This is a genomic window from Bacillus sp. G402 (assembly GCF_051172515.1).
GTDB lineage: Bacteria > Bacillota > Bacilli > Bacillales > Bacillaceae > Bacillus > Bacillus altitudinis.
This window is the reverse complement of record NZ_JBPIZC010000002.1, coordinates 798,048-816,819: the sequence shown is the minus strand read 5'-3', so window position 1 is coordinate 816,819 and position 18,772 is coordinate 798,048. Positions and strand designations below refer to the sequence as shown.

General features: G+C 41.8%; 20 protein-coding genes and 1 riboswitch. Of the genes, 12 read left to right on the top strand and 8 right to left on the bottom strand.

Features of this window, described 5'->3' with window-relative positions:
• Window positions 1-15: 15 nt before the first annotated feature.
• From ACSBQP_RS12800 to ACSBQP_RS12780, 5 genes are all read right to left on the bottom strand, one after another.
• The gene (locus ACSBQP_RS12800; RefSeq protein ID WP_048002481.1) at window positions 16-1,140 is read right to left on the bottom strand and encodes a 5-methyltetrahydropteroyltriglutamate--homocysteine S-methyltransferase; all 1,125 of its coding nucleotides are present in this window, start codon (window positions 1,138-1,140) and stop codon (window positions 16-18) included.
• Window positions 1,141-1,227: 87 nt separating this feature from the next.
• A riboswitch (SAM riboswitch) is annotated at window positions 1,228-1,340 on the bottom strand.
• Window positions 1,341-1,421: 81 nt separating this feature from the next.
• Window positions 1,422-2,741, bottom strand: a complete 1,320-nt coding sequence (locus tag ACSBQP_RS12795; RefSeq protein WP_008345676.1) for a gluconate:H+ symporter — start codon at window positions 2,739-2,741, stop codon at window positions 1,422-1,424.
• Between the two features lie 50 nt (window positions 2,742-2,791).
• Complete coding sequence (locus ACSBQP_RS12790; protein ID WP_366205815.1) at window positions 2,792-4,213, bottom strand: four-carbon acid sugar kinase family protein; 1,422 nt, start codon at window positions 4,211-4,213, stop codon at window positions 2,792-2,794.
• Window positions 4,214-4,219: 6 nt separating this feature from the next.
• Window positions 4,220-5,113 carry a 2-hydroxy-3-oxopropionate reductase gene (garR, locus tag ACSBQP_RS12785; protein ID WP_144625492.1) on the bottom strand — a complete coding sequence of 298 codons (894 nt, stop codon included), beginning with the start codon at window positions 5,111-5,113 and terminating at the stop codon, window positions 4,220-4,222.
• 199 nt (window positions 5,114-5,312) lie between these two features.
• On the bottom strand, window positions 5,313-6,170 hold the full coding sequence (locus ACSBQP_RS12780; RefSeq protein WP_206428012.1) for a MurR/RpiR family transcriptional regulator: 858 nt from the start codon (window positions 6,168-6,170) through the stop codon (window positions 5,313-5,315).
• Window positions 6,171-6,331: 161 nt separating this feature from the next.
• Between ACSBQP_RS12780 and ACSBQP_RS12775 the strand changes: the two genes are divergently transcribed.
• A complete protein-coding gene (locus ACSBQP_RS12775) occupies window positions 6,332-7,009 on the top strand; it encodes a DUF3298 and DUF4163 domain-containing protein (protein ID WP_017368341.1) in 678 nt (225 codons plus the stop codon).
• Window positions 7,010-7,088: 79 nt separating this feature from the next.
• Here the strand turns inward: ACSBQP_RS12775 and ACSBQP_RS12770 are convergent, their stop codons facing one another.
• Window positions 7,089-7,268 (bottom strand): hypothetical protein, encoded by a 180-nt coding sequence (locus ACSBQP_RS12770; protein WP_008345664.1) that lies wholly within the window; start codon window positions 7,266-7,268, stop codon window positions 7,089-7,091.
• A 288-nt stretch (window positions 7,269-7,556) separates the two neighbouring features.
• Window positions 7,557-8,789 carry a peptidase T gene (gene pepT, locus ACSBQP_RS12765; RefSeq protein WP_435028464.1) on the bottom strand — a complete coding sequence of 411 codons (1,233 nt, stop codon included), beginning with the start codon at window positions 8,787-8,789 and terminating at the stop codon, window positions 7,557-7,559.
• Window positions 8,790-9,015: 226 nt separating this feature from the next.
• Between pepT and ACSBQP_RS12760 the strand changes: the two genes are divergently transcribed.
• The 5 genes from ACSBQP_RS12760 to ACSBQP_RS12740 all read left to right on the top strand — a co-directional run bounded on the left by ACSBQP_RS12760 (window position 9,016) and on the right by ACSBQP_RS12740 (window position 12,409).
• Window positions 9,016-9,339: a WXG100 family type VII secretion target gene (locus ACSBQP_RS12760; protein ID WP_017358661.1), complete on the top strand. Its 324-nt coding sequence runs from the start codon at window positions 9,016-9,018 to the stop codon at window positions 9,337-9,339.
• 4 nt (window positions 9,340-9,343) lie between these two features.
• Window positions 9,344-10,540, top strand: a complete 1,197-nt coding sequence (locus ACSBQP_RS12755) for a DUF6861 domain-containing protein (protein ID WP_435028463.1) — start codon at window positions 9,344-9,346, stop codon at window positions 10,538-10,540.
• A 12-nt stretch (window positions 10,541-10,552) separates the two neighbouring features.
• Window positions 10,553-11,311: a hypothetical protein gene (locus tag ACSBQP_RS12750; protein ID WP_035702567.1), complete on the top strand. Its 759-nt coding sequence runs from the start codon at window positions 10,553-10,555 to the stop codon at window positions 11,309-11,311.
• A 21-nt stretch (window positions 11,312-11,332) separates the two neighbouring features.
• Window positions 11,333-11,860, top strand: a complete 528-nt coding sequence (locus ACSBQP_RS12745; protein WP_435028462.1) for a YfjD family protein — start codon at window positions 11,333-11,335, stop codon at window positions 11,858-11,860.
• Window positions 11,861-11,953: 93 nt separating this feature from the next.
• Window positions 11,954-12,409, top strand: coding sequence for a helix-turn-helix domain-containing protein (locus ACSBQP_RS12740; protein WP_017368337.1), 456 nt, complete (start codon window positions 11,954-11,956; stop codon window positions 12,407-12,409).
• Between the two features lie 51 nt (window positions 12,410-12,460).
• Here ACSBQP_RS12740 and ACSBQP_RS12735 read toward each other — a convergent pair whose 3' ends face one another.
• The gene (locus ACSBQP_RS12735; protein WP_017368336.1) at window positions 12,461-12,808 is read right to left on the bottom strand and encodes a helix-turn-helix domain-containing protein; all 348 of its coding nucleotides are present in this window, start codon (window positions 12,806-12,808) and stop codon (window positions 12,461-12,463) included.
• 206 nt (window positions 12,809-13,014) lie between these two features.
• Here ACSBQP_RS12735 and ACSBQP_RS12730 point away from each other — a divergent pair, with 206 nt between their 5' ends.
• The 6 genes from ACSBQP_RS12730 to ACSBQP_RS12705 all read left to right on the top strand — a co-directional run bounded on the left by ACSBQP_RS12730 (window position 13,015) and on the right by ACSBQP_RS12705 (window position 18,739).
• Window positions 13,015-14,004, top strand: a complete 990-nt coding sequence (locus ACSBQP_RS12730) for an asparaginase (protein WP_017358664.1) — start codon at window positions 13,015-13,017, stop codon at window positions 14,002-14,004.
• A 28-nt stretch (window positions 14,005-14,032) separates the two neighbouring features.
• Entirely contained in the window at window positions 14,033-15,454 is a 1,422-nt protein-coding gene (gene aspA / locus ACSBQP_RS12725) for an aspartate ammonia-lyase (protein WP_342499271.1), read from the top strand.
• A gap of 143 nt (window positions 15,455-15,597) precedes the next feature.
• Window positions 15,598-17,004 (top strand): Na+/H+ antiporter NhaC, encoded by a 1,407-nt coding sequence (nhaC, locus tag ACSBQP_RS12720; protein ID WP_041507995.1) that lies wholly within the window; start codon window positions 15,598-15,600, stop codon window positions 17,002-17,004.
• Window positions 17,005-17,299: 295 nt separating this feature from the next.
• Window positions 17,300-17,725, top strand: a complete 426-nt coding sequence (locus ACSBQP_RS12715; protein ID WP_008345637.1) for a YwqH-like family protein — start codon at window positions 17,300-17,302, stop codon at window positions 17,723-17,725.
• Between the two features lie 37 nt (window positions 17,726-17,762).
• Window positions 17,763-18,029, top strand: coding sequence for a YwqI/YxiC family protein (locus tag ACSBQP_RS12710; RefSeq protein WP_008345634.1), 267 nt, complete (start codon window positions 17,763-17,765; stop codon window positions 18,027-18,029).
• A gap of 284 nt (window positions 18,030-18,313) precedes the next feature.
• Complete coding sequence (locus ACSBQP_RS12705) at window positions 18,314-18,739, top strand: YwqH-like family protein (RefSeq protein WP_007497950.1); 426 nt, start codon at window positions 18,314-18,316, stop codon at window positions 18,737-18,739.
• Window positions 18,740-18,772 lie beyond the last annotated feature (33 nt).

Genomic DNA, 18,772 nt, shown 5'->3' with positions numbered 1-18,772 from the left:
TTTATTGTGAGTGGACTATGATGTCCACACTTGATCCGCAATCTCAATCACATGACGCAGCTTTTCCCATTGCTGTTCTTCTGTTAACAAATTGCCTTCCTCTGTTGAAGCGAATCCGCATTGTGGGCTCAAACAGATTTGGTTGATGTCCACATATTGAGCTGCTTCCTCGATTCGTCTTTTGATCTGATCAACGGGTTCAAGTTCCCCATACTTTGAAGTGACAAGACCTAGTACGATTTGAAGGTTTGGATTCTTCACATAACGCAGGGGTTCAAATCCGCCAGAACGGTCATCGTCGAATTCTAAGAAGAGACCATCCAAATCGAGACCCGCAAAAATCGTTTCTGCCGCTGCCTCATAACCACCTTCGGCTGCCCAAGTTGATTTAAAATTACCACGGCAAATGTGCATAGTGATCACCAAATCCTCTGGTCGATCGGCAACCGCTTCATTGATTGTTTTCGCAAACGATTCACGCAGTTCATCTTCCTCGCGGCCAAAAGCTTTGATTTGTTCATGTCCTTTTTCAGAAAAGAACACAGCCCAAGCTGTATCATCTAGCTGCAAATAGCGGCAGCCTGCATCATAAAAAGCACGGATGGCTTTTTTATAAGCTTGTGCCACGTCATGGTGAAAATCATCTAAGCTGTCGTACACACCTTCTTCAAGCTTTCCACGGAAAAAGAGCATATTCGGACTTGGAATCGTCATTTTAGCCGTATGATCACCCGCGATGCTGTGAAGGAAGCGATAATCCTCCAGCATTGGATGATCAGTAAAATCAATCTTCCCTGTTACTTTGATGCCTCTCGCTTTTGTTGTCGTATTGTGGAATTGAATGCCTTGGTCTGCTTCAAATCCTTCGACCCCATCAAGCCCTTCTAGAAAGTCAAAATGCCACCATGCACGTCTGAATTCTCCATCTGTGACAACCTCTAATCCAATTTCCTTTTGCTTCTCTACAATACGAGTGATTTCTTCGTTTTCAATTTGTCTGAGCTGTTCTGCTGTCAGTGTACCGTCTGCTTTTTGCTTGCGGGCTTCTTTGATGCGTTCAGAACGAAGTAAACTCCCTACTTGATCTGCGCGAAATGGCGGCTTTGTTGTTTTCTTACCAATGGTTTGTACTTGTGTCATGCTGAATCCCTTCTTTCTTCAGGTTATAAATCAAATAAAAAAGCTCTTCCTTGGATAAGGAAGAGCATCATATACTGTGAGATCTCTGCCTTATCTTCAAACAAGCTTCAGCTTGCTTAAGGAATTAGCACCATTCTGTTCCTAGGAACAGCGGTTGCCGGGTTTCACAGGGCCAGTCCCTCCACCACTCTTAATAAGGTTACCTTTGATTCAATTTTCTTAATAAACACAATTATTCAATCTTTTCGAGAAAAAGTCAATGGTTTTTCCTATTTATTTTCCTACATAAACAAATCAGCGACGAGAACACCGGCTAATCCAACAAGTGATAGAACAGTCACCATCAATGTCCACGTTTTAAAAGTTTGAGCCATCGACAAATTAAAGTATTCTTTGTAAATCCAGAAACCTGCATCATTCACATGAGAGAATGTTATACTGCCGGCGCCTGTTGCAATCACCATTAATTCTGGGCTGACTCCCGTCAAACCAATTAGCGGTGCAGAAATGCCAGCTGCTGTGAGACCCGCGACAGTTGCTGACCCTAAAGAGACACGAAGGACAGCTGCAATCAGCCAAGTGAGGAGCAGAGGAGACAGTGTGCTTCCTTGCATAATCCCTGCAATGTATTGATCAACACCGCTGTCAATGAGCACCTGTTTAAAGGCGCCGCCGCCAGCAATGATCAATAGAATCATCGCAATGGAGCCAATTGAATCCGTAATCGACTTCATGACGTCCTGCATGCTCTTTCCTCTGCCAAGACCAAATGTGTAGATGGCAAGCAACACAGAGATTAATAGGGCAATCGCCGGCTCGCCTAAAAACTCAGCTGCCGGTAGCAGCGGGGAGGACGGGAAGAAAATTTCTAAACATGCTCTGAATGTCATGAGCAATACAGGTAAAATAGCGGTGAAAATACTAATGCCGAAGCTTGGCATTTCCTCTTCTGTAAATTCCTTTGGATTAAACAAGTCCTTTGGAATGTGTGCATGCAGTTGGTCTTTCTTAAATAGTTTCGTAAACAGAAGTCCGCCTACTAAAACAGCAGGAATGGCTAAAATAATTCCAACCAATAAGGTTTGTCCCATGTTGGCTTGAAATACATTGGCAATGGCTGTCGGCCCTGGGTGAGGAGGGAGGAAGCCATGTGTGGTAATGAGTGCAGCGACGAGCGGCATTCCCACATACAACACAGGAAGTCTTGCGGCTTGAGCAATGGTAAAGACTAATGGAATAAGAATAATGAATCCGGTTTCATAAAATAGAGCAATTCCGATAACAAATCCAGTCAGCATCGTCGCCCATTGGATTTTCCCGATACCAAAGCGGTCGATGAGTGTCATGGCAATACGCTGAGCACCGCCAGAATCAGCCATCAATTTACCAAGCATCGCTCCAAAGCCAAGAACCAACGCCAGATGGCCGAGTGTACTTCCAAGCCCTTTTTCGACTGAAGCAATCGCTTCAAGTGGTGACATGCCTTCTAAAACGGCAACGATTAAAGAGACAATAATCAACGAAATGAAAGCGTTTAACTTAAAGACAACCATGAGTAAAAGTAATAACAAAACGCCAAGTCCGATAAAAACTAACGACATGATCTTTCCTCCTTTGTGCTGCATCAGGGAGCGTGAACGCTCCCTCTGCTTTATCCTTCAAGTATGTCTACTGCTTCTTTTAACGTATCCTTTGAGCCAACATTTCCCGGGAAAATCACATAAGACATGAATGGGAATTTGCTTTCTTCTCCTGTTTGCCAAACGGGAATACCTGGTTTGATTTGACCTGCGACAGTCGCACGTTTGACGCTGAGTCCTCTTGTTCCAATATCGCTTGAGGTGATTCCACCTTTGGCAATGAGGTACTTAGGGCGAATGGAGAGGCGTTGGACAATGCTTGTCACCGCATCACTAATCTGAACAGAGAGCTTCAATTCTTCCTCTCGGCGATTGTCTCCAAGATCAAGCCGTTCTCTCCTTGTATAAACAGCAACCGATTGTCCGGTTGTTAAAAGCCTTTCAGTTTGTTGAATTACGCGGTCAATTTCCTCTTGAAATGCTTCAGGTTCTAACACGAGGTGTGTATCAAATTCAATAAATGCGATGTCTTTATTTTGCTGCAGCGCTCGCAATTGTTCCGTTGTTTTTTTGACATGGGAACCGACCATGATGAGGCCACCGTGCGTGCTTTCTTCCTGTATTAAGTCTTGTCTAGCTAAAAGTGCTTGATCCTCAACACCGCCAAGCACTTTTGTGAGAGCGGCCGCACTTCTAAATAGAAAGTGCTGACCTGCTTTGATGGCATCTATGAGGGCAATGACAAAGACTTTGACATCGTCATAGTCTACTGCATTTACAACCACTTTTTGAAAATCCTTCACGGTCATCAGCTGATCCTTGATTTGTTCAATACGTAAAGCCCGGATATCTTCTAAAGAAATATAAGTAGTGTTTTCCTTAGTGAACGACCCGTTTGATTTCTCTTCGATCCATTCTCCGAGGTGAGAAGATTGAAATCCGAATGTACGATCCAATGCAAATTCTGTGTCACCAGCAGGAATTAATTCGTGACCTTCCTGTACGTAGTGAATATTGCCAATCGTAAAGCGACCGCCTTCTTTAAAAAAGGGAAGAAGGATTTCGCCGTCAAATTGGTGGGAGCTTTGCTGTTCAATGGTCGTTCTGAGAATGTCAGTCTCTAGCGGGAAGTGTCCACGCAGGGTGGAGTCCCCCCGGCTGACAATGATGAAATCTTGATCAAGCCGTTCAGCCGTTTTCACAATCGTTGATGCGATCGTTTCATGAAGAACCGCCGTTTCTTTCTCTGTCATACTGCGAGAGTTGGTTAAGATAAAGAACATACGGCTGTCTTCAAGAAAACCAGCTTCAATGCTTTTCTCTGACCAATCGGTGAAAACAGAGACGCCGTGTACGGTTTGAATGCCTGTTGGGTCATCGTCTAATACAATCACTTTATGGTGGAAATGGTTTAGTGCTTGTTCGTATGCTGATTGAATGCGGTCTGAATCCGCTTTCGGAATGGCATTTAATAACTCAATGCTTTGTTTCATAGAACCTCATCCTTTCTTCACTTCAACATGAGCCATTTTTTCGTAATATTGAACGATCCCGCCGTGATCAAGTCCAGACTTTCCGTCCGCTTTGAGGGCGTGGAAGATTTCTAGCAGCTGACTAGACAGCGGGAGAGGAACGCCGATATCGTGGGCGGTTTCCATGACATTGGTTAAATCCTTTAAGTTGATGTCAATACGTCCACCAGGCTCAAAGTTTCGTTCTAAAATGAGGGGAACCTTCGCATCGAGGACAGCACTTCCTGCCAGTCCACCTCGGATGGCTTCATACATTTTATCAATCGCAATGCCAGACTTAGCGGCAAGAACGAGTGCCTCGGACATGGCAGCGATATTTAAGTTGACGATGATTTGATTCGCAAGCTTAGCGGTTGTCCCGCTTCCATTTGAACCAACTAATACGACATCTGTGCCCATGGCATAGAGGACATCCTTTACTTGTTCAAAGATCTCTTCTTCTCCGCCCGCCATAATCGCAAGTGTCCCGTCTATCGCCTTTGGCTCTCCGCCACTGACAGGAGCATCGATAAATTCGACCTGATGCTGTTTTGCCAGTGCCGCTAAAGCTCTAGAAGTAACAGGTGAAATAGAGCTCATATCTATAATGATCGTGCCAGGTTTTGCTGTAGCCAATATGCCTTGTTCACCTGCTACAACTGCTTCTACATGCTCACCTTTTGGAAGCATCGTGATGATGATATCGCTTTCAGATGCTGCCTCAGCAGCTGATGCAGCGGCATTTGCGCCCAATTCTTTTAATGCTAGAACAGCTTCTGTATGAATATCGAAAACAGTCACAGTATGACCGGCTTTTAATAGATTGAGTGCCATAGGTTTCCCCATAATGCCTAATCCAATGAATCCAATTTGCTTTGCCATTTTGTCCGCCTCCTATTTAGAAACCCCTTACAAAAGCGCTTTCTTTTCTTTTTGTTAGTATATATACTATTGATTTGAATTAATAGTAGGAAATAAACTATTGTTCATTTAATTTACATGACGAAATAGGAATGTGTCAACGGAAAATATGAGAAAAGTCACAAAAAAAAGACCGGAAACAGCTCCGGTCTATGGTCGATTATGTTTTATTTTTAGCTACAGCTAATCGAGAACGTTTGACGTTGTCGATTGCATTTGATCCTAATTCTAAAACAGCTGCGACGTACAAAACATCAATAATCACAAGCTGATTAATACGAGAAATCATTGAGTCAGAACGATAGGTTGTTTCTCTCGATGAACTGAGCAGATGAAAGTCGGATTTCTTGGCGAGCTCTGATTTCGGATAGCTCGTAATCGAGGCGACCGTTGCACCTTTTTCCTTTGCAAATTGCACGGCATCAAGGATTTCTCTACTTTCTCCTGAATGTGAGATCGCGACGATAAAATCATGTTCCGTTGCATGTGTTGCAATCATATTCATCATATGAGGATCACTACATAGACTCACTTCAAAGCCAAGCTGGAGAAACTTATGATAGGCATCTCCGGCAATAAAACTGGAGGCACCTGCTCCAAAGAAGACGGTTTTATGAGCCTGTTTCATTTGCTCAATAAATTGTGTCACAGCTTGGTCTTCTAAAATATGCTTCATATCCTGAATAGAGTTGGTTGTTAACTCTATGACCTTATGTTTAATATCTGCGACACTATCAGATGCTTCGATCTCGCCGTATATGGATTGAGGCGTATTGGTCGCAATATCCTGCGCGACATGGACACGAAACACTTGATAGGACTCATAGCCAATTTTTCGCAGAAAACGGAAGATCGTCGTTTCACTTGTGTTGCATTCAGTAGCGAGTGCACTAATCGAATGAAGCACAACTTTCTGAGGGTTTTGTAAAATGTAATTGGCAATCTTTTTCTGGGTAGGGGACAAACTATGAAATGTTGTCCGGATATGACTGAAAATATTCTCTTCTATGATAAACACCACACTTCATCTAACATTCTATCTTAAGCATACAGGAACTTATGAAAACGGTAAACAAACCTCACATGAAAAATAAAGAATAATATGGAAAAGAACACTTCTTTTGGTTCTTTTGTCATGGTATACTCATTTGGTAATAGACAAAAATGGGGGTTTTTACTATGACAATGAAAAAAGGCCTAACGATCAGCCTGCTCATTTTTTCGCTGATTGTTTCATTGTTTGCGCCAGTTGGATCTGCGGATGCCAAACAAGTGAAAAAAGCAAAAGTAAGTACACACTATTATAAAAAGAAAAAAACGTTTAAATATGCACAGGTGAAAAACCTTAGTAAAGCGCATATGAAAACCATCAACCATGATTTAAAAGAAGATATCGCATTTTCCTATTCTACGTATTTGTTCTTAAAGGACGAAGCGAAAAAAGAAGGCATTGGGAAGATCACATACGAGAGATCGTTTAAAACGAAATTTAACAATGGGAAGAAACTAAGTATCCTAAACTATGATTACATGAATGACGGTAGCATGCACGGGGATACGATGGTTACGAGCATGAACTATGTGTTAACAAAGAAAAAAACAAAGCAACTGTACTTTACAGATGTGGTAAAAACAAAGAAAAAACGTACAAAAGTAAGAGATTATATCTATAACTACACAAAGAAGCATAAAAGTAAATTCTATGCGAATCTGAAAAAAAGCGATATTCAAATCGGCTACGACACGCAGTACTACTTCACGAAAAAGGGAATCGCTGTTGTCTTCCAGCCATATGAAATTTCACCGTACTATGTAGGAATTCCTATGATTCAAGTACCTGCGAAGGTGTATAAATAAACAAGAGAAACGGCCATGAATTTGGTCGTTTTTTTATACATAAAAAGAGCCCCTGGTGATGAGGCCCTTCTTTTTACATTTATACTTGTTTGGGTGCATCGTTTAGTGGGTGACGGCGTTTGCCGTTGTAGTGGCGGCGCATACGAAAGATTTCAAACTCCGAAAGCTCTGCGCTTTTTCGTTTTTGGGTGCGGTTATCTTTTTTGAAAGAGAATAGTAAGTAGCAGCAAAGTGAAGCGATAATCAATAAAATCATCATATGACATTCCTCCAATTCATCCTATTCTTTAAGTGTAGACAGGGTGAGTGATGTTTATAACTGAAAATAGTTAGCAAATAGCGTTTAGTTCTAAAGGTTTATTCTGGCTGCTTTTTTAGGTCTAAAATACTGGTTGTTTTTAACTATTATATTTCCAGTTATTTCACTCGTCAAGAAGAATTTTTCTGGGGTTGTCTCTATTAGTACGATTAAGTGTCATAAAAGTTTCAGAAAATTGTAAACTTTTATTAAAAAACCGTTCCCGAACAGGAACGGTTGTAAACATGTTTATGCTTTTTCTTCAAATAAACGTGCAATTTCCACGATCACTTCTGACGCTTTCAGCATGTTCTCTACAGAGATGAATTCATATTTACCGTGGAAGTTTTCCCCGCCAGTAAAGATGTTTGGCGTTGGAAGTCCTTTATATGAAAGCTGTGAGCCATCTGTACCGCCGCGGATTGGTTCAATGACAGGTGTCACTGAGCGGTTTTCCATGGCTTCATGAGCGATGTCTACGATATGTTTGACTGGCTCAATTTTTTCTCTCATATTGTAGTATTGATCCTGAATGCTAAGGGTGATGCTGTTTTCGCCGTAGACCGCTTTTAAGTCGTTTGCGATTTTTTCAAACAGTGCTTTGCGCTTGTTGAATTTCTCTTTATCAAAATCACGAATAATATATTGCAGCTCTGCTTCTTCTACTTCTCCTACAAACCTCGTGAGATGGAAAAAGCCTTCGTATCCTTCTGTGTATTCTGGAGATTCATCTGAAGGAAGTTTGTTGTGAAAGAGCATGCCGATCTTTGCAGCACTGACCATTTTGTCTTTTGCTGTCCCTGGATGGACGTTGTTTCCTTTAATTGATACTTTTGCACCTGCGGCGTTGAAGCTTTCATATTGAAGCTCTCCTAGCGGGCCGCCGTCAATCGTATAAGCATAAGAAGCGCCAAAGGCATCAACATCGAATTTGTGAGGTCCTCTGCCGATCTCTTCATCTGGTGTGAAGGCGACACGAATTTTTCCATGCTTGATTTCTGGATGCTCAATCAGGTAATACATGGCGGTCATAATTTCTGCGATACCAGCTTTGTTATCTGCACCAAGCAGGGTCGTGCCATCAGTCGTGATGAGCGTATGTCCTTGGTATTTTTGTAAATTTGGAAACTGCGCTGGAGATAATACGATATGTAGATCTTCGTTTAACGTGATGTCCCCGCCTTGATAGTTCTCATGAATCTGCGGTTTCACGTTCTTGCCAGTGAAGTCAGTGGCTGTGTCGATATGAGCCAGGAAGCCAATGGTTGGCACTTCTTTGTCTGTGTTAGATGGAATCGTGCCCATGACATAACCGTTTTCATCCATTGTCACTTCTTGAATGCCGATGGATTTCATCTCTTCAACTAGCTGCCTTGCTAAGTTCAGCTGTCCTGCAGTGGATGGGCAGCTCTCTATGTCTGCATCAGACTGTGTATCCACTTTTACATAACTTGTGAATCGCTGGATCATTTCCTCTTTCATCAATACGTCACTCCTTTTGTAGAATATGTTCATTTTATCATGTCTTGAATGCGCTTCATAACAAGAAAGGTTTTCTCTGACAATTAGAGAGGAAAAAGACCTACTTTTATTTTGCGATGTGCTGAATGGTTCTTTAGGGTGATTTTTTTGGGTGTCTTTTTATTTATAATGAGGACATATAAAATCATCCATTTGTACGTTAATTTGGGAGAAAGGGGTGCGAAAGTTGGATTCTAGTCAAACACTTGCACTCGCTCAAAAGTTCCAGGAAGCCGCTGATGGCATTCGGCAGTCGAAGCAGCTGCTTGAGAATCGGCTGAAGGCAGTTGGATCAGGCTGGCAAGGGGAAGCAAGAGATAAATTTGATCAAAGCTTTGAGGAAACAGTGGCACGCTATGATCAATTTGAAAAGGACTTGCTTGAAACAAGTCAGGAACTGCGGGATGCTGCTGTCAAAATCGAGGAACGTAAAGCTGAAATCGCCAGAATGGAAGAGCTTGAGCGAAAAAGGCGAGAAGAACGGAGAGAAAGAAACCGAGAAGGGAGATGATGTGATGGCGCGTGACATTGTAGTAGTTCCAGATCAGCTGACAGGGCTGGCGAATGATTTTGTAGGAGAGCTTTCGGCCATCGAAACAAAGCACCACGATTTACATAGTGAACTGGATGGCCTCATCCTAGGCTGTGATCCCCGTTATCGAAGCTGTTTTTCTGGAGTAGGAGATGCATGGGGTTCTGGACAAGCCTTAATGAGCAAATTGAGCAGTGACGACATTGCCATTCGTCATGCAACGGATAAAATGGTCGAAGCTGATGATATTTTAAGGAAAATGTACAGTCTGTATGATCAATATGGTACACTCACGAGCCTAGCTGGTATTGTGATGATGCAGGCAAAATACTATGGGCTTGGCATGACGACCTTTATTAAAGAAAATGGCCGCTATGCTGCGCAGCATTCAAAGCTCCTTCTTGATGTGACCGGACGGGTAGAAGGAACGAGATTTGACCGGTTGGCAAGGATTTGGCTGAGCAAAAAAGAATTATTAAAACGATCCAATTGGTCGATGGCTGACCTGGTCCATAAGAAATTTACGAAATTTTATCCTAGCGATACAGTTGCGTTCACGAACAGTGTACGTGATTTCACAAAAGGAAGTATCAATTGGAAGGACACAGCTGGCATCAAGTCTGTTCTGAAAAATGGTGCAAGGTTTGCGAAAGGAAATGCCATCATTGCAACGGTCGTCACGGGTGCAACAGAAACGGTTGGCTGCGGTCTGAAAATTGCGGAGAACTATGCGGAATTTGGGGATCAGCCAGAAGTTCTCAAGCGTGAAAATGCAAAGGCTGTTGGAAATGCAGTGAATAATACGGTCTTTATTGCAGGCGGATCTGTTGCAGGTGCCGTTGTGGGCGGCGCTCTTGGAAGCTTTGCAGGACCGATTGGAACAGTGGTTGGCGGTGCGATAGGATCAGCAGTAGGTGGCTTTATTGGTGAAAAAGTCGCCAAGCTTACTTCTGGTTTTGCAGAACAGGTCGCAGTGAAATTAAAAGACCCAATTCATGCGGTTGTCGATAAAGGAAAAAAAGCATTTGAACTGGCAGGTCAAGGTGTTAAAGCAGTCAATGACACCATTGATCAAGCAAATCAGGTGATACATAAAGGAATAGAAAAAACAAAAGAAACCGCAGATTCGCTGTTGAAAGGTGCAGGTGATTTCTTGAAGGGCGCATTTTCTTTTGGATAAGGAGAGATCAAGTTGGATCAGCTAAGTCTAAGTATCGAGGAACTCATCTTTAGTTTTTACAGTGAAGGCTATTTTGAGCAAGGGATGTCTTTAAAGGAAGCCTATTATCCAGATGTAGAGGATGAACGTCTTGGATTTTTATTTGAAATTGCATGTCGCTCTTTGCTGGCAAAAGACGTGCTGGAATTTCGAAATAGACAATACCGTTATAAAGAAGAATACCGGCATTTCATTCAAGCCATGAATGATGCATCACATACCGTGAAAGCTTCAAGGTTTGGTGCATTAGATGAAGAGGTCAGTACGTCCTTTCATACGACTCAGGCAGGTGTGTATGCGCATCATACGCTTTATGATCAACAAGTGCATCAGATTCACAAACTAAAAGAAGATCAGCAGACTGTGGAGCAAGTGACAACCTTTTTGAACATACACATGAGTGATCACCTCACACCAGTCATGAATTTGCAGGCGGAAGAATTTGAACTGCTGTTAGAACAAGCCAGTCAAGGGAATGAGGATTGCCCTTCTTTTCTAAATAAAGCAGAGAACCAAGAGCTTGTGCGGGCATTTGTTTCTGATGTAAGGGTCAGAAAAGGAAAAATGGATTCTTTGATGAAGGTCACTTATGATAAAAATAATACGCCGGATGTAGAGTCTATGATATTTGTTATTCCGGGGCAGAAGCATTCTTGGCTAGTGTCGGGCATGAAGGAAAATGAATTTCGGATAGAGACGGCTCATAGGGACGGATTACGTTCTATATTCTAATGGAGAAAAGGAGAATGGCGCTTGAATCCAAGTGAAGTAATAGAAGTGAGGAGCAGACCCTTTCTAAGAGTATGGGCATTCTTAGCAACGGGCGGGTTTGGCATCATCGGTATTTGGTTATTTTCAGAAGCTCTTACATTTGAATCGAATTATACGTTGTTTTTATTTTTAGGCGGATTATTAGGCATTGTCTATGGGTGGATCTCTTTTTTGATGATTCTTCCGGCTTTTACGAAGAAGGGAAATGTGATTTTTCGCATTCAGCGTGGAGAGAATGGTGCTGTTTTATACCGGCAACAAACAATCCCTTTTCAAGACATTCAATCTATTGATATGCGCAGGCATCGTTACAATATCAGGGGATTTCTGTTCATGGATGTGCTCATTCGGAAAATGGATGGCAAATTGATCAAAATTCCGGCGTACAGTATTTTAGATGAAGAAGTATTTGAGCAAACGGTGAAACAAAACATTTATCCATATTTACATGAGACTGCCCAAGAAAAATGGAAACAACAGCATGGTCATGGTGAAAAGCAGAATCAATAGATGTTTTCGCCATTCCATGAGGTGAGACGCCACTTTTTTTAAGAAATCGTGTATGATGTCAGTAAAGACTGAACAATCAAGAGGTGATGAGAGATGGACAAAGAAATGGTAATTGACCTCGTCACAGAACAAATGGCACGAATTCGAAAAGAAAAAGACTATACACAGGACCGCATGGCTGAGGTGCTTGGGCTATCCAAACGGCATTTGCAGCAGGTAGAAAAGAATCGTCTTCGCCTCAACTGGACGCAATCTGCGGCCGTATGTGCATTATTCAGGGATAGTGACATTTTAAAAGGGACACTTGGGGATGATCCGCTTGAGATTTTGGAAGTCGTCGCCCACGATGAATTGCATTTATCTGTTGAACGTACGATTGGTGGAAAGGTTTGGTGGCGGACGTCTGTGAAAAAAGGTACGTTTCGTCTTCAGCAGAATGTACTAAGCCAGCATTACCGCATCTTAGATGATGAGAATTATCGCTATTATAGTTCCTTTAATAAAGAAGAAGCGAAGCGGCGGTTAGAGGAATTAAGTGAGCTGTCGTAAGCAGAAAAAGAGAGGTCCCTCTATGACAGGGACCTCTCTTTTTTGTGTTGTTTATACTTTCAGAGTGTTTTTCGCCCGAATAAAGGCAACAAGCTGTTTGATTTCTTCATCTGTTAGTGGAACGCCGTCTACATGGATGGTTCCTTCTTTTGCTTCCGTCAGCTCAATTTTGATATCAGAGATTTTGCGTTGGATCTCTGGCTCGTCCGTTCTACCAAGTAAAAAATCAATGGACGTATCATACAAATCAGCCAGCAGTTTCACTGCTTCAAGCGAAGGTCGTCGGTACCCAGATTCGTAACCGGCATAGGTGCTTTTGGCGATACCTAGGCGATCTGCCGTATGCTGGAGAGACCATTTTTTCTTTTTTCTAAGGGTGGTTAAACGATCGAGTATCATACATGAACGCTCCTTTATATACAACAACAGTATATCATATTTTGACAAAGAGTGTACGCGTTATGCGTAATAATTTCTTGATTAATTCGCGTTATGTGACTATAATGGCAATGAAGGTACGCGTAAAGCGTATATTATAGAATAGCACAAGCTGGCTTATAATATGTGTGACAAACGAAGTAATTTTACTGAAAGAGGTGGACCTGTTGAAGAAATTATTGCTTTTAACCACTGGTGGGACGATTGCATCTGTAGAAAGTGAAAATGGTTTAGCTCCAGGTGTTAAAGCTGAGGACCTTTTAAGCTATTTAAACGAAATTAATGCAGACTACACAATGGACACAAAGTCCCTAATGAGTATAGATAGTACCAATATGCAGCCTGAATACTGGGTTGATATCGCAACAGCCATTTATGAAAATTATGATCAATATGACGGATTTGTCGTCACGCATGGTACGGACACAATGGCCTATACATCAGCAGCACTATCGTATATGTTGCAAAATCCTGATAAGCCAATTGTCATTACAGGGTCACAAATTCCAATTACGTTTAAGAAAACAGATGCGAAGAAAAACATTACAGATGCGATTCGTTTTGCATGTGACGGTGTTGGCGGCGTATACGTCGTGTTTGATGGCAGAGTCATTCAAGGAACTCGCGCAATCAAACTAAGAACGAAAAGCTACGATGCATTTGAAAGTATTAACTACCCATATATTGCATCGATTGAAAATCATCAAATTGAATACAATAGCAAAGTAAAAAGATCATCAATGAAACCGCTTAAATTAGATGCATCCTTGAACACAGACGTTTGTTTATTAAAACTGCATCCAGGACTGAAGCCTGAGTTTTTAGATTCAATCAAAGGGTTGTACAAAGGAGTCGTTATTGAAAGCTACGGCAGCGGCGGAATTCCTTTCGAAGGAAGAAATCTTTTAGAAAAAATCAACGAATTGCTGGAAGAAGGCATTTCTGTTGTGATCACCACTCAGTGTCTCGAAGAAGGAGAAGACATGAGTGTGTATGAAGTAGGACGTAAAATCAATCAAGAACTGGTTGCTCGTTCAAGAAACATGAACACAGAAGCCATCGTGCCAAAGCTCATGTGGGCATTAGGTAAAACAACAGATCCACGAGAAGTGAAAAAGATTATGGAAACGCCAATCGCAGAAGATTTAGTGATTTAACTATTCTATAGAAAGCAGGTCATACGAGATGGTTCAAGCAACTTATCGTTACGAGAAGGATTTTCTAGGTGAAAAAGAAATTCCCGCAGACGTGTATTATGGTGTTCAAACGCTTCGTGCAAAAGAGAATTTCCCGATTACAGGATATCGCATGCATGAAGAACTCATTCGAGCATTTGCCATTGTCAAAAAAGCAGCAGCTCAAGCAAATATGGAAGTCGGACGTTTATATGAAGGAATTGGAAATGCGATCGTTCAAGCTTCAGATGAAGTCATTGAAGGCAAATTCCATGAATATTTCATCGTAGACCCGATTCAAGGCGGCGCAGGAACGTCTATGAATATGAATGCCAATGAGGTCATTGGAAACAGAGCCCTCGAGATCATGGGACATCAAAAGGGCGAATACATTCATTTAAGTCCAAACACACATGTGAACATGTCACAATCGACAAATGATTCGTTCCCAACGGCGATCCATATTGCAGTGCTCAAGCAGTTAGACATTTTACTTGAGACGATGCAGGCCATGCATGACGTATTTCAAAAGAAAGCAAAAGAATTCGATCATGTCATCAAAATGGGGCGTACTCATTTACAAGATGCTGTTCCGATCCGTTTAGGACAAGAGTTTGAAGCATACAGCCGTGTGCTCAGCCGTGATATTAAACGAATCAACCAATCAAAACAGCATTTATATGAAGTAAATATGGGTGCGACAGCTGTTGGGACAGGCCTCAATGCAGATCCTCGCTACATCGAAATCGTAGTGAAGAAGCTTGCTGATATTTCTGGACTGCCATTAGTAGGCGCAGAGCACCTTGTAGATGCGACGCAAAATACAGATGCATACACAGAAGTATCTGCTGCCTTAAAAGTATGCATGATGAACATGTCTAAAATTGCGAATGACCTTCGCTTAATGGCATCGGGCCCACGTGCAGGTCTTGCTGAGATTGCATTGCCAGCCCGTCAGCCGGGATCATCCATTATGCCTGGGAAAGTCAATCCAGTCATGGCAGAGCTCATTAACCAAATCGCATTCCAGGTCATTGGGAACGACCACACCATCTGTCTTGCTTCTGAAGCAGGTCAGCTTGAGTTAAATGTGATGGAGCCTGTTTTGGTCTTTAACTTGCTTCAATCTATTAGTATAATGAATAACGGATTCCGCTCATTCACAGATCATTGTTTAGTGGACATCGAAGCAAATGAAAAACGTTTGAAAGAATATGTAGAAAAAAGTGCAGGCGTGATCACTGCCGTGAACCCTCACTTAGGCTACGAAGCTGCGGCTAGAATCGCAAGGGAAGCCATTTTAACAGGACAATCGATCAGAGATCTTTGCCTGCAAAATGATGTGTTAACAGAAGAAGAACTTGATATTATCTTGAATCCATTCGAGATGACAAAGCCTGGTATTGCCGGTGCAGAGCTCCTAGAGCGATAATAATATCAAAAATTTTATTTTATTAATATGTGGAATTGCCTGTGAAATAGAGAAAAACAGGCAATTCACTTTCTTTCGAATTGACACACTTTTTTCACAATATTTTGAAAACGCTTAACGCACGCACAAAGGGAGGAAACAAAATGAAAACACCACGTCTACCGTCTATTTTAGAAGTCGTGTCTGTACTTGGCTTATTTTTAGCAATTGTTTTATCATTCACTCTTTACTTCAAACTAGATATTCAACTCGCATTGTTTATCTCATGGTTTATGGTTATTGCTTTAGGGATTCGTTTAGGGCATTCATACAAAGACCTTCAAAATGCGATTACAAAAGGGATATCGAATGGTTTAGAGGCTGTTTTAATCTTAATTGCAGTAGGTGCACTTGTTGGTACATGGATTGCCGGCGGTGTTGTACCCACGTTAATTTATTACGGACTGGAATTTATTCATCCTAATATCTTCTTATTAGCTACACTTGTCATCTGTGCGATTATGTCCGTTGCCACAGGAACCTCTTGGGGTACAGTTGGAACAGCAGGTATTGCGATGATCGCAATTGGTGAAGGATTGGGTATCCCATTACCGATCGTAGCTGGGGCTGTTTTATCTGGTGCTTATTTTGGTGATAAATTATCTCCTTTATCTGATAGTACTGTGCTCGCTTCCTCTCTTTCAAAAGTGGACGTGCTGGCGCATGTAAGAGCCATGATGGTCTTATCCATACCAGCCTTTGTGATTACAGCGATTATGTTTACGGTTACAGGTTTTATGTATGGCGGACGCAACATTGATCAAGGTAAAGTAGAATTTTTGAAAAATGCCCTTCAAGATACATTCACAATCAACATTTGGATGATCATCCCAGCAGTAGTGGTTGTATTACTGCTCGTATTTAAGAAACCTTCAATGCCTGTTATCGCTATTGGTGCCCTTCTTGGTGCAGTCTGGGCAATGGCATTCCAAGGAATGAACCCGGCAGATGCGCTTGGAACAGCTTATAATGGCTTTTCTATTAATTCAGATGTAGATTTCTTAAATACGCTGTTAAATCGTGGCGGTATTGTGAATATGCTTGGATCTCTAGTGGTTATTATTCTCGGACTTGGTTTTGGTGGCGTTCTTGAATATCTCGGCGTCTTAAAAGTAATTGTCGCTACTTTCGAGAAGAAATTATATAATGCAGGAAATGTAACCCTATCTACACTTGTTGTTGCATTCTTCGCAAATATCTTCGGCTGTGCGATGTACGTTTCATTAATTCTTACACCGAAAATTATGGAAAAAAGCTATGATAAATTGAAAATAGACAGACGCGTTCTATCTAGAAACGCTGAAGTCGGTGGAACAATGACGTCTGGTATGGTTCCATGGTCAGATAACGGAATTTACATGGCAGGGATTCTAGGCGTCTCGACATTCTCTTATTTACCATTTATGTGGCTGAGCTTTGTTGCCATTGGTCTTGCCATCATCTACGGATATACAGGGAAATTCATTTGGTACGTGAAAAATCAACAAGACTCAGAAGAATCGGCATCATAAGCCACTGCAAAAGCCGCCCCTCCCCCGGGCGGCTTTTGTTTGTCCTAGGATCATAAGACTATGTGTGTTTCCAGAAGGGTGGTTGTGTATTTTGACCCCCTATAAAAGAGGGCTTAAGGTGTGGTATGAAGCAGATCGAAAGCATATTTATACCATAAAAAGGGCACAAATCCCTATTCAAACATGAGTCTTTGAGCCTTATAATAACAATATTGGAAAAAGTACGATTCACCATTACGCTCGTTTAGAGGGACTCTAAGCAGCGTTTTTATTTTTGACAGGAGGAGGAACCCATATGAGCTTATCGGATATGCTGTCTGCCCTTAACGGTGGCATTTCAAATAAAAAGGCAGAGATCGAAGAGAAAATTGCTCGACTCAAAAAGGCAAAAAGTAAGGTTGAACGTGAACAAGATGCCGCAGAAACAGACCTAAAACAAATCAAGCAGCCAAAGCTTGGGGCCTCTTGGAAAGGTGAGCGGAGCCAAGATTTCAAATCAGAGCGAAATGAAGCGCATGATGCGCTGCAAACGATCGTAAGCGATAAATACCCACGCTACGTGAGCCGAATCGAATTCAAAATCAGTACACTAGAAGCAGAGCAGGCTGCCTTATCCTTTGCCAGCTCTTTAGCTGGAGATGCCGCACGTTTGGCTGAAAAAGGAGAAGACGCAGTAGAAGACGCAAAACGCTTGATCTCAAAAGCATGGAGCAGCTTGTAAGCGAGCTTCATGCTGAACCAATCTGGAGGATATCATAATGGGACAAATTAAGTTAAACTACCAAACAGTGATGGATAAACTAGATGAAGTCTCCCAAGCAGTTGAAGCTTTAACAATGAAAAAAGCAGCAGATAAAGCTGGTGAAAACAGCCTTGAATTTGTAACCAAATGGACGGCACGTGAAGCAGAGGTGGGCGAAATGGTCTCAAGCTTTAAAGAAGCCTTAATCAAAAACGTTCAGGATACACGCTCAAATGTGAAGACGCTAAAAGAACAGGATGAAGCGATTGCGGCAAAATCATAAGCCCCAATCGTTTTATTGATAGCTTAACTGAGTACGATGTAAAATATAGTCGTAAAGACTCATATATAATTCGGGATTTATGACCTTAGATTATTCCGTTTTTCTTCCAAACACCATGTTAAAAGGACACCTTTTCCCTATTTAAGCCTAAGGCTTTTCACCTTATACTATACTTAATGAAAGCGAACGATAGAAATGTCAGGACTGGAAAAAGCAGATGATCTGCTCGCTTTCAAAAACGCTGACGCCGTGCTTTCTTATGAGGTCTAATAGAGGTGGATGACATGAGTTTATCCGAGATGCTGCACCATCTGCATATGGGGATTGAAAACAAACGTGCAGAATTTGACGAAATGATCTCTCGGTTAAAGACAGCCAAAAGTAATATTCGAACAGAACAAGATCTTGCGCAGTCTGACATAAAGGAAATCAAGAAGCCTGCTCTAGATTCGTCATGGAAAGGTGAGAGAGGAACGGACTTTCACCGTCACCGGAAAGAAGCCTATCACGTGCTGCACGACATTGTGAACAATGAGTATGAAACCTATATTACGGAGATAGACCAAAAAATTATGCACTTTGAGTTAAAAAAAATGGAACTCGCTGTCGCTAGTAATTTTGCAGGAAGAGCCCAAGATGTGATGGAAAAAGGCGAGGATTTTGCAAAGGATGTCAAACATTTAATTGAACGGGGCTGGAAAGCTCTTTAATAAAATAAACGAAACAGCCGACTGAACAAGCGG

What these genes read in the sequence shown, in the direction of transcription:
- ACSBQP_RS12715 (WP_008345637.1), top strand. Translation starts at nt 17,300, where the DNA reads ATGAGCTTATCGGATATGCTGTCTGCCCTTAACGGTGGCATTTCAAAT.
- ACSBQP_RS12790 (WP_366205815.1), bottom strand. Translation starts at nt 4,213, where the DNA reads ATGAAACAAAGCATTGAGTTATTAAATGCCATTCCGAAAGCGGATTCA.
- nhaC (WP_041507995.1), top strand. Translation starts at nt 15,598, where the DNA reads ATGAAAACACCACGTCTACCGTCTATTTTAGAAGTCGTGTCTGTACTT.
- ACSBQP_RS12800 (WP_048002481.1), bottom strand. Translation starts at nt 1,140, where the DNA reads ATGACACAAGTACAAACCATTGGTAAGAAAACAACAAAGCCGCCATTT.
- garR (WP_144625492.1), bottom strand. Translation starts at nt 5,113, where the DNA reads ATGGCAAAGCAAATTGGATTCATTGGATTAGGCATTATGGGGAAACCT.
- ACSBQP_RS12755 (WP_435028463.1), top strand. Translation starts at nt 9,344, where the DNA reads ATGGCGCGTGACATTGTAGTAGTTCCAGATCAGCTGACAGGGCTGGCG.
- ACSBQP_RS12735 (WP_017368336.1), bottom strand. Translation starts at nt 12,808, where the DNA reads ATGATACTCGATCGTTTAACCACCCTTAGAAAAAAGAAAAAATGGTCT.
- ACSBQP_RS12795 (WP_008345676.1), bottom strand. Translation starts at nt 2,741, where the DNA reads ATGTCGTTAGTTTTTATCGGACTTGGCGTTTTGTTATTACTTTTACTC.
- aspA (WP_342499271.1), top strand. Translation starts at nt 14,033, where the DNA reads ATGGTTCAAGCAACTTATCGTTACGAGAAGGATTTTCTAGGTGAAAAA.
- ACSBQP_RS12775 (WP_017368341.1), top strand. Translation starts at nt 6,332, where the DNA reads ATGACAATGAAAAAAGGCCTAACGATCAGCCTGCTCATTTTTTCGCTG.
- ACSBQP_RS12705 (WP_007497950.1), top strand. Translation starts at nt 18,314, where the DNA reads ATGAGTTTATCCGAGATGCTGCACCATCTGCATATGGGGATTGAAAAC.
- ACSBQP_RS12770 (WP_008345664.1), bottom strand. Translation starts at nt 7,268, where the DNA reads ATGATGATTTTATTGATTATCGCTTCACTTTGCTGCTACTTACTATTC.
- pepT (WP_435028464.1), bottom strand. Translation starts at nt 8,789, where the DNA reads ATGAAAGAGGAAATGATCCAGCGATTCACAAGTTATGTAAAAGTGGAT.
- ACSBQP_RS12710 (WP_008345634.1), top strand. Translation starts at nt 17,763, where the DNA reads ATGGGACAAATTAAGTTAAACTACCAAACAGTGATGGATAAACTAGAT.
- ACSBQP_RS12740 (WP_017368337.1), top strand. Translation starts at nt 11,954, where the DNA reads ATGGACAAAGAAATGGTAATTGACCTCGTCACAGAACAAATGGCACGA.